Source organism: Streptomyces sp. ADI95-16 (genome assembly GCF_003721495.1).
Lineage (GTDB): Bacteria > Actinomycetota > Actinomycetes > Streptomycetales > Streptomycetaceae > Streptomyces > Streptomyces goshikiensis.
On the sequence record NZ_CP033581.1, the window covers coordinates 1,532,872 to 1,546,531 of the forward strand.

Genomic DNA, 13,660 nt, shown 5'->3' on the forward strand with positions numbered 1-13,660 from the left:
ACAGCGTGCTCGTCGAAGCCAAGGATCCCGCAGCAGCCTCGTGCGCGGTCTCACCCAGCCGGTCCCGCCGGGGGCGTAGCCGGGGTCGCGGGCGCCTCCTGGAGTCGCTCGATTCCGAGCACGGGGTTGCGGCCTTCAGGGTCCAGGTCGAAGGTCTAGATGCGCTCGTCGTGGACCGGGCCCGCCACGGCCATCGGCAGAGCGTTCGAGGCCCAGGACGCGCCCTGCCATGACCGGCCGCCCGACCCACGGACAGGGGTACGGCATCATCGTGGGCGACGTGGCCATCCGCAGCGCGCCAGCGCCACCACCCCGGCCGGACACCAGCCACCCGCCACAGCCGGTTGTCAAATGATGCGGTCTGTCGCTTTGCGTGTCAGCTTGGCGGAGGAATCTTCCATCCCGCGTCACAGAGGAGTCGCAGTCATGGGCGGTCAGCAGGACAAGCACCACGAGCCGGGCAAGAACCGCGAGGAGCAGGAGCGCATGGGCTCCGGCCAGGACCCCGTTCACCCCGGCGTTCACCCCGGCGCCGGCCAGGAAGGCGCCCGGGGCAAGAGCCCCGAGGAGCTCAAGCGGCGCGGTCAGGACGAGATGAAGCGCGAGCGCGACGAGGACGAGACGCGCGACGAAGAGCACTGACCACAGAGCTGGCGCGACCACGCACGCAGGACCCGGCCGGGGACCGTAGTAGTCCACCATCACCCCGGCCGGGTCCTGTCATGCCCCCGTATGGCGCGGCCGCACCGTCCCCTCAACAGTTCGGCTGTGGTCAGAAGATGATCCCCTGCCCGGTGCAGACGTGAGGCGTTGATCCGTACCTGGACAGGTTGATGCCGGAGCTTCAGCGAGCCTCATACCCATTCGGGGGCACCCCGGGCCAGGATGGGGTGCCTCGAGGGCCCAAGCGCCTCCGGGCGGGAGGAGAACGCGTTGATCACCGTGGAAGTTCAGTACTGCGGCGGTTCGGTCCTGGTCGGCCTCGGCGGGGAACTCGAGGGGGACTCGGGCGCGGTGCTCCGGCAGGCGCTGGCCGAGGTAACCGGCGGCGAGCGGGACCTCATGGTCGATCTGCACGGCGTGGTGTCCATGGACTCCGATGGGCTGCTGCACCTCCTGGACCTGCACCGGCGCGCGGAGTGTCTGGGCCTGCGGGTCGTGGTCGTCGGCTGGCAGCCCCAGCCCCAGCAGCTCATGGCCGAGGTCGCCGGCATCCGCGGGCCCGGATCGGCCACCGGGGAACGGTACGCGCTGGCGGGCTTCCGGCGGCTGCTCGAGGAGCGGGCGCAGCGCGCACGGGACCTTTCGGATTTCGAGGCCGGATGGCTGTCCGGCGTCTAGCCCGACGGTGCCGGTGGCGGTGTCACACGGAGGGTTCCCACTCCCCGGGGCCGGGGCCTCTCCACTCCACCAAGTCGGTGTCGGCGAGGTCGACGTCCTCGGCGTTCTCCAGCCCGGCCGCGGCAAGGAAGATGTGGACCTCCGACGGGCGGTGCGCGAGGCAGATGGCGACGCCTTTGTCCCACCCGGCGCCAGCCCTGGTTCATCGGGCGGGTAGACGATCAGCTTGGCGGCCAAGCGCACAGCCTCCGCCCTTCCTTCTCCGGCAGTACCCAAGGGTCAGAGGCAGTACCGGGCGGGTCTTGATATTCGTTGGTCTCGTCTACGCCCTGTGAGGGTCAGCCGTGGTGGTTCCCGGGGTGGGTTTGCCTCTGCAGCGTCCAGAACTCGCCCGAGCAGTCGCTGGGCAGCGGCGGGAATCGGTGTCCTTTCACGTCGGTACTCCAGTGGTGCTCAGCGCCGCAGTCACATGCGTAGATTCCGCTGTCGGGCACGATCTCACCTGGGTGCCACGATGTCTTGTTCTCGTTCATGACCTCTGTCTACGGTGCAGCGCGCCGGGCCGCTACTCAGGTGGTGCTCCGCGTCCTCGTTCATATGGGTGACCGTGGAAGCCTGTATCTGTGGAGCCTCCACCTTTCAGGCGGACCACTCGTAGGTGCACATCCGCGGAAGGCCCACGAACCGACGACTGGCCGGAGCCCTCCGCAGGCGTTTGAACAGCCATACGACGAGCCGCCCCCGATCGCCGATAGCGGCCTTCACCAGTGCTCATTTCAAAAGCGAACGGCTCCCGCATGTCCGATGGTGGAACCATGACGGAAAGTGGCCGGATGCCTCGCACAGTGAGTGTCGACCGTTCAGAGGGGTTCGGTGAGCGGCTGCTGGGTGTGCTGCTTGACCGGGCGCACCAGATGCCGCCCCAGCTGATCGCTCCGCTGATCGCGGAGGAGGTGGCCAGCGTCGGTGGCCGGGACGTATCGATCCTCCTGCAGGACTACGAGCAGATGGTGATGGTGCCGCTGCCGGGCCGGCTGCTCGTGGTCGGCGAGCCGGAGCCCATCGACGACTCCCCCGCAGGGACGGCGTTCCTGCGCGCGAGGACGGTCGAGGTGCCGCAGGCCGACGGGGTGCGGATGTATCTGCCGCTGCTGGACGGCAGCGACCAGGTGGGCGTGCTGGCCCTGACACTGGAGACCGTGGACGACAACGACCGGCGACTGCTGCGACGCCTCGCCGGCCTGGTCGCCGACATGATCGTCACCAAGAACGCCTACACCGACCAGTTCTTCCTGGCCCGGCGCCGCGCATCGATGGGCGTGGCAGCGGAGATCCAGTGGTCCTTGTTGCCTCCCCTGACGATGTCGTGCCCGCAGGTTGAGGTGGCCGGGATCCTGGAGCCCGCCTACCAGGTCGCGGGCGACAGCTTCGACTACGCGCTGAACGACGACATCCTGCACGTGGCGATGATCGACGCGATGGGCCACGACCTGGACGCCGCCACCATGGCGACGGTCGCTATCGGCGCCTACCGTCACGCCCGGCGCGCCGACATCGGCCTCGCCGAGATCTACGCGTTCATGGACGGGGCCATCGCTGACCAGTTCGGCCCCGACCACTTCGTCACCGCGCAGATGATGCGCCTGAACGTCGCGACGGGCCACCTCCAGTGGGTCAACGCCGGCCACCCGGCACCGCTGCTGATCCGCGATCACACCGTCGTCCAGCAACTGGAGAGTCCGACGACGCTGCCGGTCGGCTTCGGCGGTGACGATCCCCAGGTCAGTGAGCAGATGCTCCAGCGCGGTGACCGCGTGCTGTGCTTCACCGACGGTCTGATCGAGGAGCACGAAACCGGCGCGGAACAGTTCGGCGAGAAGCAACTCATCGACTCCGTCAACCGCGTCGAACGCACCGCGCCAGGTGTCCGGGCCGCCGCGCGCGCTTTCTCCCACACTTTGAAGGAAGAACGCGGCGGGAACACCAGCGACGACGCGACCCTGTTCCTCATCGAATGGCGCGGAGGAACCTCGGACCACCTCGCCACCCTCGACTGAACAGCCCAGAGAAGCCCGTTGTCGGCGTACTCCTCTGGGTGCTCCACCAAGTACAGAGGTATGTGCACCAGTCTCAGGCTGCATTGTCCCCGTCTCGCTCGATGGCGGCGAGTCGGTTCTTGAGCCCGCAGCTGGGGCCGTTGATGTCCACCAACGGAACGCAAAGCTGTACTTGACGGTCATACTGGCGTCCGACGGGCTGGTGGAAGGGCTGTATGAAGCCGCTACCCCCAAAGTGGCGACAGGGCCACTTTCCGTGCCAGGGCCACGGAGGGTGATCCAGAACTAACATTCAGGAAGCGTTGGCAGGTGAGCGGCGGTGTGGGCACTGGTGCGTGAGGCGCTGTGCTGCTCAGGTCTGGAACCAGGCGTGGGTGGAGAGTTCGGGCCGGATGCCGCGTTGGGTGCGGGCCAGGACGACGGCGCTGGAGATGAGGCCGACGTGGCTGAGCCCTTGGGGGAAGTTGCCGAGGAAGGAGCCGTCCGCGGGGTCGATCTGTTCGGGGAGGAGGCCGAGCGGGCTGGCGTGGGAGCAGAGCCGTTCGAACAGTTCCCATGCCTCGTCGGTGCGGCCTTGGCCGGCGAGGTTGTCGACCAGCCAGAAGCTGCACAGGAGGAAGGCGCCCTCGGGTTCGTCGATGCCGTCGGGGGTGGCGGTGGGCAGGTAGCGGTAGAGCAGGCCGCCGCCGGCGTCGAGGCGGTCCGCGACGGCCCGGGCGGTGGCCGCCATGCGCGGGTGGTCCGCGGGCAGTACGCGCCGCAGCGGGAGCGCGAGAAGCGAGGCGTCCAGATCGCCTGCGCCGCCGAGATCGGCCGTCAGAGTGCCGGCCCGGGCATCCCACGCGTCGGTAGGGATCCGCTCCGTGAGGGCGTGTGCTTCCCGGTTCCACGTGTCGGCGTCGCCTGGCAGGCCGAGCCGCCGGCACAGGCGGGCGGCACGGTCGAGGGCGACCTGGCACATGGCGGCGGAGTAGGTGAAGGGTCGCCCTGGGGTGCGTACTTCCCAGATGCCGTGGTCCGGGCGCTTCCAGGCGGTCCTCGCCGTCTCGGCCAGCATGGTGAGCTGCTTCCACAGCCCCTCGTCGAAGCGGCCGCCTGTCGCGGCCCACTGGAAGGCGCAGTCGAGGATCTCCCCGTAGACGTCGTGCTGGACCTGGTCCGCGGCGGCGTTGCCCCAGCGCACCGGTGCGGAGCCGCGGTACCCCTCCAGGCCCGTGTCAATGGATTCGGCGGGGGGAGGGCGGCCGTCGAGGTCGTACATCACCAGGGGCCGGCCGTTGCGGGCGACGGCGTCCAGGACCCAGCCGAGGAACCCTTCGGCCTCCATCGGCAGTCCGATGCGCCGCAGTGCGAAGACCGTGTAGGCGGCATCGCGCACCCAGGCGTAGCGGTAGTCCCAGTTGCGTGTTCCGTGGATCCGCTCGGGCAGCGAAGAGGTGGGTGCCGCGATGATGGCGCCGTTCTCGACGTGGTCGAGGAGTTTGAGGGTGATGGCCGAGCGGCGCACCAGGTCCGGGCGGGGGACGTCGTGCGTGACCTGTGCCGCCCAGCGGTGCCAGGCCCGTGCCGTTTCCTCCAGCGCCTGGCCGGGGGGCTGCCCGGGCGTGGCCGGCCCGGTGTCCCAGTGCAGCGAGAGGGTGAACTCCTCGCCCTTGGTCAGTTCCAGTTCGGTGTCCAGCGCGGGCAGCGGGTGGCTGGTCTGCGCCCGCAGGACGATGTCCGGGCCGGGGCAGGTGAGCAGCCACGTGCAGGGGTCCTCCCGGGAGGTGGTGGCGTGCCGGGGCCGTATGAGGACCCGCAGGGTGACCTGTCCGTGGGTGACCCTGGCCCGGCGGACCATCCGGCTGGTGCCGGCGGGCGCGTCCTGCTCCAGCCGGGCGTCCGGCCGCAGGATCAGCGCGTCGGTGAGTTCCACCGTTCCCTGCGGTGATTTCAGCTCGGTGATCAGGACCGCGGTGTCGGGCACGTACCGCTGGCGGCTGGAGCGCACGTCGTCTGGGACGATCAGGCATGTGCCGCCGTGGTTCCGGTCGAGGAGGCCGGCGAAGACGGGTGGCGAGTCGAAGCGGGGCACGCACATGAAACTCACGGCGCCGTCGCGTCCGACCAGCGCGCAGCTCCGGCCATCGCCCACCAGCCCGTGATCGGCGATGGGCAGGTATCCCTGCCGGTGGACCAACGGACGCCAGGTGCCCATGCCCGCCATGCTCCCACGGCCGGCCGCTCAGTGGGCTGTCAACCGAGCGCCGCCCACGGACTGGCCCGGCTGTCGGGCACACGTGTGCCCGCGCTAGTCGCTGTGCTCCGCCCGCTCGCAGAGGGGGCAGACGATGCGCCGTGCGGGCAGCCGGTTGGTGCTCTTGCCCAGTCCGGCCGGGTGGTGCAGTTCCTGCGACTCGATCCGCAGGTGCTCCCGGCACAAGCCCACTCCGCACTGGCAGCAGACCGCTTCCGCGGTCCTGGCCGTACGCGAGAGGCTTCGGCACTCGAAGCAGTTCATCGGGACCTCCAACCCCATCCAGCGTATAGGGACGCCGGTCTGATGCGCCCGTCCCGGACTTGCCCGGACACGGATGTATGCGGCTCGCTCGGGGTGTGTACGTGAGCGTGCTCACCGATCGCGGGACTGACCGGCCGTAGTGTCGCTTTCGTCGCGGCAGCAACGGTGAGGAAGGGACGTGGGCTATGGCATGGCTGGGGCGGTTGGCCGTCGTGGCAGCGGCAGGCGGGGGTGTGGTGGCCGGATATCTGGGGCTGGTCAGCGGGGCGGTGCCGGTGGATATGGGCGTAGGCCGGCGCACACGCCGGCTGGCGCCCCAGACCGTGGACATCGGGGCGCCTCGGGATGTGGTCTTCGAGGTGATCGCCCAGCCGTATCTGGGGCGGAGCACCCGGGCGATGCGGGAGAAGGTGCGGGTGCTGGAGCGGGGCAGCGACATGGTCCTGGCCTCCCACTTCACGCCGGTGGCGGGCGGTCGGCTGATGGCGACGACGGTGGAGACGGTCCGGTTCACTCCGCCCGAGAGGGTCGACTTCCGCCTGGTGCGCGGTCCGGTCCCGCACGTGGCCGAAGCTTTCGTCCTGACTGAGCGGGCGGGCGGCACCCGGCTGGTGTACGAGGGAGAACTCGGCACGGACCTGTGGCGGGCCGGAGCCTGGTGGGGCGCGAAGGTGGCCTGCCGCTGGGAGGCGACGGTCGCCGCATCGCTCGCCGCGGTCAAGAAGGAAGCCGAACGCCGGGCAGCACACCGGTAGCCACGCCCTCGGGCAGGCACTGTGCCCACGCGCCGGGAGGCGCCGGGAATGCTGGGCGGCTGGTCTACTGCACCCGTCCTTCGGTGTCCTCGTGGTCGCCCTCTTCGTCCGGCAGGTGGACGTCGTTGACGGCGATGTTGACCTCCACGACTTCGAGTTCGGTCATCCGTTCCACGGCGGCGATGACGTTCTCGCGGACACCGGCGGCGACATCGGTGATGGCGTACCCGTATTCCACGACGAGGGAGAGGTCGATGGCGCTCTGGCGCTCACCGACTTCGACCTTCACACCGCGAGTGACGCTGGTACCGCCGCCGGGGACCATGTCACGTACCGCGCCCATGGTGCGGGCCATTCCGCCGCCCAGGGCATGGATGCCGGGGACTTCACGGGCGGCCATTCCGGCGATCTTCGCCACGACACCATCGGCGATCGTGGTCCTGCCGCGGGCAGCCGCTGCCGCGTCCGGCCCGGATTCCGGCTCCTGGAGCCGGGTGGCCTTGGACGGGCGGGAGGCGTCGGGCGTGGTCTTGGGTGTACTGCCGGTCGACTCCGTCACCAGGAGCCACCTCCCTACCTCAGGGCCAACCCTGGGGGCCGGCCGGCTTCGGAACACGGTCAGTGCAGGGAGCGCCGCCCTCGCTGCCGGGACCAGCGCCAGGCGGCGAAGACCAGATCGGCGGCGAACAGCACAATTGCGATGATCTGCAGGTAACCCAGCCCGGCGACCGTGGCGCCGATGGTCCCCAGAACGAACGCGACGATGACCAGAAGCAGGAAAACAACCATGCCGCGAACCTCCCAGCGGACTGAGCAGCGGACCGCCGATCACGCGTGGCACGCACCAACCGCGACTGCCGCGCGGTCCGACGCTGTTGCGCACACGTTTGATTCTGCCTCGCACGGCGCGAGTACGCCGCCCGGAGCCGGCACGGCCCCTCCGCGGTTCGTGGCCTGCCCTCTCGCGACGGGGCCCGCAGCACGGGTACCCGGGCGAGCGAGGACCGGCCCGTCCGGGCAGGATTCGGCAGCTGCCCGGCTTCGGTGAGCGCCGTTACATAACTGGGGTCGCCCTCGCCCGTAGCGTGGTGGGCATGGTGCTGCGACTGGTGCTGGGAACGCTCTACGCGGCGATGGCGGCCGGGCAGATCGCTTCCTTCCACGCCATGCCCGGCATGCTCGGCGCATACGGGCTGGTGGACGGCCCTGCTGCGACCGTATTCGCCGTGGTGCTGATCGCGGGAGAGCTGGTGTGCGCAGCGTGGTTCCTGGCCCGGCCGCGCTCGACGGCCATCGCCCCGGTGTGAGTGTTCACCGGTGTGTCCGTGATCTGGAGCACGCTGGCGGTACAGGCGTTCGCCCGCGGGCTGATGGTCGAGAACTGCGGCCGCTTCGGCGGCTACCTGCCCCAGGGGCTCTCCTGGTTCGTGCTGGCGCAGGACGCGCTGCTCCTGCTGTACGCGACCCTGCTGCTGCACGGTGTCCGCCGCGCCCGGCCGGCTCCGGCGATCACCGCTCACCACAGTGGCGACGCAGAACACCACGAAAGAAGGGGACCCACCCGATGACGGCGGAAGAGGGAACACAACCCGTGCGGGAAGAAGCGGTCCCACATGCGGGGCCCCGGGCCAAGCAGGACCGGGACGAGATGTTCGTGGAATTCACCAAGTCGATCTGCCCACTGTGCAAAACACCCGTCGACGCACAGGTCAACATCCGCGAGAACAAGGTCTATCTGCGTAAACGCTGCCGCGAGCACGGCGAATTCGAGGCGCTCGTCTACGGAGACGCGGAGGAGTACCTGTCCTCGGCCCGGTTCAACAAACCCGGCACCATCCCGCTCACCTTCCAGACCGAGGTGAAGGACGGCTGCCCGCTCGGCTGCGGGCTGTGCCCGGAGCACAAGCAGCACGCCTGCCTGGGGATCATCGAGGTCAACACCGGCTGCAACCTGGACTGCCCGATCTGCTTCGCCGACTCCGGACACCAGAGCGACGGCTACTCCATCACCCACGAGCAGTGCGAGCGGATGCTGGACGCCTTCGTCGCCTCCGAGGGGGAGGCGGAAGTGGTGATGTTCTCCGGCGGCGAGCCGACCATCCACAAGCACATCCTGGACTTCATCGACCTTGCCCAGGGCCGGCCGATCAAGAACGTCAACCTCAACACCAACGGCATCCGCCTTGCCACCGACAAGACCTTCGTCGCCGAGCTCGGCAAGCGCAACCAGACCCCGGGCAAGTCGGTGAACGTCTACCTCCAGTTCGACGGCTTCGACGAGCGCACGCACATGGAAATCCGGGGCAGGGACCTGCGTACGTTCAAGCAGCGGGCCCTGGACAACTGCGCCGAGGCCGGCCTGACCGTCACCCTCGTCGCCGCCGTCGAGCGCGGCTTGAACGAACACGAACTCGGCGACATCGTCGAGTACGGCATCGATCACCCGGCCGTCCGGTCGGTGGCCTTCCAGCCCGTCACCCACTCCGGCCGCCACGTGGCCTTCGACCCTCTGCATCGGCTCACCAACCCCGACGTCATCAAGCTCATCAACGCCCAGCGCCCGCAGTGGTTCCAGAAGGGCGACTTCTTCCCCGTCCCGTGCTGCTTCCCCACCTGCCGTTCCATCACCTATCTCCTGGTCGACGGCGAGCCCGGCAATCGCACTGTCGTGCCGATCCCGAGGCTGCTGAACGTCGAGGACTACCTCGACTACGTCACCAACCGCGTCATGCCCGACGCCGGGATCCGCGAGGTCCTGGAGAAGCTGTGGTCCGCCTCCGCGTTCATGGGCACCGACACGACCCAGGAGAGGCTGCGGGCCACCGCCGAGGCCCTTGACTGCGCGGACGCCTGCGGCATCGACCTTCCCGAGACCGTGAAGCAGCTGAACGACAAGACGTTCATGATCGTCGTGCAGGACTTCCAGGACCCCTACACCCTCAACGTCAAACAGCTGATGAAGTGCTGCGTCGAGGAGATCACCCCCGACGGCCGGCTCATCCCCTTCTGCGCCTACAACTCCGTCGGCTACCGCGAACAGGTCCGCGCCCAGATGTCCGGCGTACCCATCGCCCCGGTCGCACCGAACGCACTGCCCCTCGCCGACCGGCTCACCACCACCCCCTACGGCTCGAAGACCACCCGCACCGGGAGTCAGGAGGTCCGGCCGTGAACCGTGAGGAGATCAAAGCGTGCTGCGCGGACGCCTACGCCAAGGACATCGTCGCGATGCTACTCGGCGACTCCGACCACCCCGGCGGCACCACCCTGACCCGCCGCCTCGCCGACCGCCTCGCGCTGGCCCCCGGCACGCGGGTACTGGACGTGGCCTCCGGCCGCGGCACCACCGCCCTCCTGCTCGCCGACGCCTACACGGTGAGGGCAGACGGTGTCGACTACTCCCCCGCCAACACCTCGCTCGCCCAGGGCGCCGCCGAGGCGGCCGGGCTCGCCGAGAGAGCCGTGTTCACCACCGGCGACGCCGAGCAGCTGCCCTACGACGAGGGGATCTTCGACGCGGTGGTGTGCGAGTGCGCCCTGTGCACCTGGGCCGCAGCCGAGTTCACCCGCGTCCTTCGGCCCGGCGGACGCCTCGGCGTCACCGACGTCACCGCCGACCCCAGCCGCCTCCCGCCCGAACTCCGCGGGCTCAGTGCCCGCATCGCCTGCATCGCCGACGCCCGCCGCCTGGAGACGTACGCCGAGATCCTGGCCGCCGCCAAACTGCGGATCCTCACCGTTGAGCGGCATGACCAGGCAATACTCCGCATGATCGACCAGATCCAGGCCCGCCTCAGCCTGCTGCGCATCACCGCCCCGAACCGACTCGCCGACGCCGGCGTGGACCCGGACGCCGCACCGGCCCTGCTGGACGCGGCCCGCACAGCCGTCACCAACGGCATCCTCGGCTACGCCCTGCTGACCGCCGAGAAACCACCCGGCGATCTACCCGCTGGTACGTAACCGCGCTCACATACCCGCACATGCCACGGCTTCTAGCATCAGCGATGAGAGAGACGTGTTACCGATCGAGGAGGACGATCATCATGGCCACCACCGTGCAGGCATCGTCGAAGATGGCCGCGATCCCCGTGTACGCGATGTGGGGTGGCGCGGCCGGACTGGTCGGCGGGGTGGGGATGGGCATCTGGATGTCGGTGTCCCGGCCGATGATGGACACCGCGATGATCACCATGGTCGCGGGTCTCCTCGGCTCCACCAACGCCTTCGCCGGCTGGCTGATCCACCTGGCCATCGCCACCTTCGCGGGCATCACCTTCGGCGCAGTGCTGGGACAGTTCGCCCAGCGCCCGGCCCCCGCCGTCGTCCTGGGCCTCGTCTACGGCGCCGTGTGGTGGGTGCTGGGCGCGCTGTGGATCATGCCCGCCAACATGGGCATGCCGGTATTCCAGTGGAACGACGTCACCGCCTCCAGCCTCGGCGCCCACCTCGTCTTCGGCCTGCTCGCCGGAGCGACGTTCGCGGGCATCGCCCAGGCCATGGGCAAGCGCACCGGCCCGGCCCGATGAGTAGCGAGGCTCCCGCGTCAAGCCCCGGCTGTGCGGTCCCTGCGCCGGGCGCGGCACCGCGCCGCATGCCTGGCGACAGCGGTGCGGTGCCCTACTGTCTGCTCAGCAGCGCCGAGGCGCTGGCCGAACCGGCGTGGGGTGCCGCGCCTCCGCCGTGGGCCCCGGGACGACGCGAGGAGACACACCACATGGACCACGCCGCAACCGGCGACGAGGGAGCGGAGCGGACCTGGTGCCTGGCCGAGGTCGACATCTTCTGCGACCTGTCCGAGTCGGAGATGGAAGCCATCGCCGCCGCGGCACCGATGAAGACCTACCAGGCCGGCGAGATCCTGTACTCGCCCACCCAGCCCTCCGAGGTGCTGTTCATCCTCAAGAAGGGCCAGGTCCGCGTCTTCAGGGTCTCCGCCGACGGCCGGGCCCTGACGACCGCGGTCATCTCCCCGGGCACCATCTTCGGCGAGATGGTCCTGCTCGGACAGCACATGTACGACAACTACGCCGAAGCCCTCGAGGACACGATCGTGTGCGTGATGAGCCGCGCGGACGTGAACCGGCTGCTGCTGACCGACGCCCGCATCACCACGATCCTCGGCCGGCGCCTCGCCGAACTGGAGCAACGGCTGTCCGACAGCGTGTTCAAGACCGTCGCCCAGCGCATCGCCACCACCCTGACCACCCTGACCAGCGCCCAGCCTCCCGCCGGACCGCTGCGGCCGGTCGGACGCCATCCTCAGATCGCCCTCACCCACGAACAACTCGCCGCCCTCGCCGGCACCTCCCGCGAAACCTGCACCAAGGTCCTGCACGACTACGCCGACCGCGGCCTGCTGCGCCTCGCCCGCGGCCGCATCACCGTCCTCGACCTCAACCAGCTCAAGGACGCCGCGGGCTGACGTCACCGAACCGTAAGCCCCCCACCCCCCACAAGGCAGGCACGCTGGATCTACAGTCACACTCATCCCGAGCACACAGGAGCCTTCATGCGCACCCGCACCGTCCTCCCAACAGCCCTCGCCGCCGCCCTCATCACCCTGACGGGATGCGGATCCGGCAGCGGCTCCGACGACGCGGCAGCAGGCACCTCACCCTCGAACACCTCCTCCCCAGCTCAGCCGCCGGCCTCCCCTGACGGGGGCGACAGCGCAACCACCGAGCCCGCGGTGCCGCAGGCGCTGCAGTTCACCGCGACCACGGTGGATGGCAAGCCCTTCGACGCCGCAACGCTGGCGGGCAAGCCGACCGTGCTGTGGTTCTGGGCGCCCTGGTGCCCCAAGTGCAAGGCGCAGGCAGCTGAGACGGCCAAGGTCGCGGCCGACTACGAGGGCCGGGTCAACGTCGTCGGCGTCGCGGGGCTGGACAAGAACGCCGCCATGAAGGACTTCGTCGCCGACACCACGACCGGCGGATTCCCGCAGCTGTCGGACGAGAAGGGCGAGGTCTGGAAGCGGTTCGAGGTCACCGAGCAGAGCCGCTACGTCATCCTCGACAAGGACGGCAAGACCGTCTACGAGGGAGTCCTGCCCGCAGGCAAGGGGCTGGCCGAGAAGGTCGCCGGACTGACCGGCTGAACCACGATGTCCGACCTCCCCCTCGCGCTCGCGCTCACCGCGGGCATCCTCGCCGCCGTCAACCCGTGCGGCTTCGCCCTGCTCCCCGCCTACCTCTCCCTGCTCGTCCTCGGCGACGACAGCCCCACCCGCGCCATCGCCGTCGGCCGGGCCCTGACCGCGACCGCCTCGATCACCGCCGGCTTCGCCGCCCTCTTCGGGATATTCGGCCTGGCGATCCAGCCCATCGCCGGACAGGTCCAGGAACACCTGCCCTGGTTCACCATCACCTTCGGTATCCTCATCGCCCTGGCCGGAGCCTGGCTGCTGGCCGGACGCCAGCTGCCCGCCCTGATGCCGAAAGTCCGACGGGCACCCAAGGTGACCCGCACCGTCCCCTCGATGGCCCTGTTCGGCATGGCCTACGCCACCGCCTCACTCGGCTGCACCATCGCCCCGTTCCTCGCCATCGTCGTCTCCGCCTTCCGCAGCGGCTCCGCCGGCGAGGGAATCATCCTGTTCGCCGCGTACGCGGCCGGCATGGGACTGATCGTCGGCGTCACCTCGGTGACCGTCGCCCTCACCCGCAGCACCGCCGTCGGCCACCTGCGCCGCGCCGGCGCACTCGCGCCCAGGATCGGCGGCGGACTCCTCCTCCTCGTCGGCGCGTACGTCGCCTACTACGGCTGGTACGAGATCCGGGTCCAGCGTGACCCCGCCACCACCGACCCCGTCATCGACGGAGCCGGCGCCGTCCAGCGCGTCCTGGCCGACACCCTCGACAGTGCCGGGCCCGCCGTCATCGCCGCGCTCCTCGCCGTTCTCCTCATGGCGGCCTGGGCGATCCGCCGCAGGCGAGCACGCACAGAGAACCGGCCGACGCCCGCACCCGGTCACAACGGCCGCAGTACGCAGTGACCGCCGATAC

General features: G+C 69.6%; 17 protein-coding genes. 12 read left to right on the forward strand and 5 right to left on the reverse strand.

Going from position 1 to position 13,660, the window contains the following annotated elements:
• The first annotated feature begins 426 nt into the window (after nt 1-426).
• Nucleotides 427-642, forward strand: a complete 216-nt coding sequence (locus EES41_RS06360) for a hypothetical protein (protein WP_123076407.1) — start codon at nt 427-429, stop codon at nt 640-642.
• 300 nt (nt 643-942) lie between these two features.
• On the forward strand, nt 943-1,341 hold the full coding sequence (locus EES41_RS06365; protein ID WP_254211734.1) for an STAS domain-containing protein: 399 nt from the start codon (nt 943-945) through the stop codon (nt 1,339-1,341).
• Between the two features lie 338 nt (nt 1,342-1,679).
• Here EES41_RS06365 and EES41_RS06370 read toward each other — a convergent pair whose 3' ends face one another.
• Nucleotides 1,680-1,874 (reverse strand): hypothetical protein, encoded by a 195-nt coding sequence (locus EES41_RS06370; protein WP_123076411.1) that lies wholly within the window; start codon nt 1,872-1,874, stop codon nt 1,680-1,682.
• Between the two features lie 300 nt (nt 1,875-2,174).
• Between EES41_RS06370 and EES41_RS06375 the strand changes: the two genes are divergently transcribed.
• Nucleotides 2,175-3,398: a PP2C family protein-serine/threonine phosphatase gene (locus EES41_RS06375; protein WP_254211338.1), complete on the forward strand. Its 1,224-nt coding sequence runs from the start codon at nt 2,175-2,177 to the stop codon at nt 3,396-3,398.
• Nucleotides 3,399-3,750: 352 nt separating this feature from the next.
• On the opposite strand, the gene EES41_RS06380 is transcribed toward EES41_RS06375, so the two are convergent.
• Together EES41_RS06380 and EES41_RS06385 are read right to left on the reverse strand one after the other, a co-directional pair.
• A complete protein-coding gene (locus EES41_RS06380) occupies nt 3,751-5,595 on the reverse strand; it encodes a glycoside hydrolase family 15 protein (protein ID WP_123082305.1) in 1,845 nt (614 codons plus the stop codon).
• Nucleotides 5,596-5,688: 93 nt separating this feature from the next.
• Nucleotides 5,689-5,898, reverse strand: a complete 210-nt coding sequence (locus EES41_RS06385) for a DUF2180 family protein (protein ID WP_123076415.1) — start codon at nt 5,896-5,898, stop codon at nt 5,689-5,691.
• Nucleotides 5,899-6,083: 185 nt separating this feature from the next.
• Here EES41_RS06385 and EES41_RS06390 point away from each other — a divergent pair, with 185 nt between their 5' ends.
• A complete protein-coding gene (locus EES41_RS06390) occupies nt 6,084-6,653 on the forward strand; it encodes an SRPBCC family protein (protein ID WP_123076417.1) in 570 nt (189 codons plus the stop codon).
• Nucleotides 6,654-6,717: 64 nt separating this feature from the next.
• On the opposite strand, the gene EES41_RS06395 is transcribed toward EES41_RS06390, so the two are convergent.
• Both EES41_RS06395 and EES41_RS41300 read right to left on the reverse strand, forming a co-directional pair.
• Nucleotides 6,718-7,215, reverse strand: coding sequence for an Asp23/Gls24 family envelope stress response protein (locus tag EES41_RS06395; RefSeq protein WP_123082306.1), 498 nt, complete (start codon nt 7,213-7,215; stop codon nt 6,718-6,720).
• Between the two features lie 56 nt (nt 7,216-7,271).
• Complete coding sequence (locus tag EES41_RS41300; RefSeq protein ID WP_164495763.1) at nt 7,272-7,442, reverse strand: hypothetical protein; 171 nt, start codon at nt 7,440-7,442, stop codon at nt 7,272-7,274.
• Between the two features lie 305 nt (nt 7,443-7,747).
• On the opposite strand from EES41_RS41300, the gene EES41_RS42775 reads away from it, so the two are divergent.
• The 8 genes from EES41_RS42775 (at nt 7,748) to EES41_RS06430 (ending at nt 13,650) form a co-directional block, all read left to right on the forward strand.
• Nucleotides 7,748-7,960 carry a MauE/DoxX family redox-associated membrane protein gene (locus tag EES41_RS42775; protein WP_254211339.1) on the forward strand — a complete coding sequence of 71 codons (213 nt, stop codon included), beginning with the start codon at nt 7,748-7,750 and terminating at the stop codon, nt 7,958-7,960.
• Nucleotides 7,961-7,978: 18 nt separating this feature from the next.
• Complete coding sequence (locus EES41_RS42780) at nt 7,979-8,221, forward strand: hypothetical protein (RefSeq protein WP_254211340.1); 243 nt, start codon at nt 7,979-7,981, stop codon at nt 8,219-8,221.
• Between the two features lie 23 nt (nt 8,222-8,244).
• Complete coding sequence (locus EES41_RS06405; RefSeq protein WP_254211341.1) at nt 8,245-9,825, forward strand: radical SAM protein; 1,581 nt, start codon at nt 8,245-8,247, stop codon at nt 9,823-9,825.
• A complete protein-coding gene (locus EES41_RS06410; protein ID WP_123076421.1) occupies nt 9,822-10,616 on the forward strand; it encodes a class I SAM-dependent methyltransferase in 795 nt (264 codons plus the stop codon). The genes EES41_RS06405 and EES41_RS06410 overlap by 4 nt, the downstream gene beginning before the upstream one ends.
• A gap of 83 nt (nt 10,617-10,699) precedes the next feature.
• Nucleotides 10,700-11,182 carry a hypothetical protein gene (locus tag EES41_RS06415; RefSeq protein ID WP_123076423.1) on the forward strand — a complete coding sequence of 161 codons (483 nt, stop codon included), beginning with the start codon at nt 10,700-10,702 and terminating at the stop codon, nt 11,180-11,182.
• A gap of 188 nt (nt 11,183-11,370) precedes the next feature.
• Nucleotides 11,371-12,078, forward strand: a complete 708-nt coding sequence (locus EES41_RS06420; RefSeq protein ID WP_254211342.1) for a Crp/Fnr family transcriptional regulator — start codon at nt 11,371-11,373, stop codon at nt 12,076-12,078.
• 87 nt (nt 12,079-12,165) lie between these two features.
• Nucleotides 12,166-12,753, forward strand: a complete 588-nt coding sequence (locus EES41_RS06425) for a redoxin domain-containing protein (protein ID WP_123076427.1) — start codon at nt 12,166-12,168, stop codon at nt 12,751-12,753.
• Between the two features lie 6 nt (nt 12,754-12,759).
• Nucleotides 12,760-13,650 (forward strand): cytochrome c biogenesis CcdA family protein, encoded by an 891-nt coding sequence (locus tag EES41_RS06430; protein ID WP_123076429.1) that lies wholly within the window; start codon nt 12,760-12,762, stop codon nt 13,648-13,650.
• The last annotated feature ends 10 nt before the right edge of the window (nt 13,651-13,660 follow it).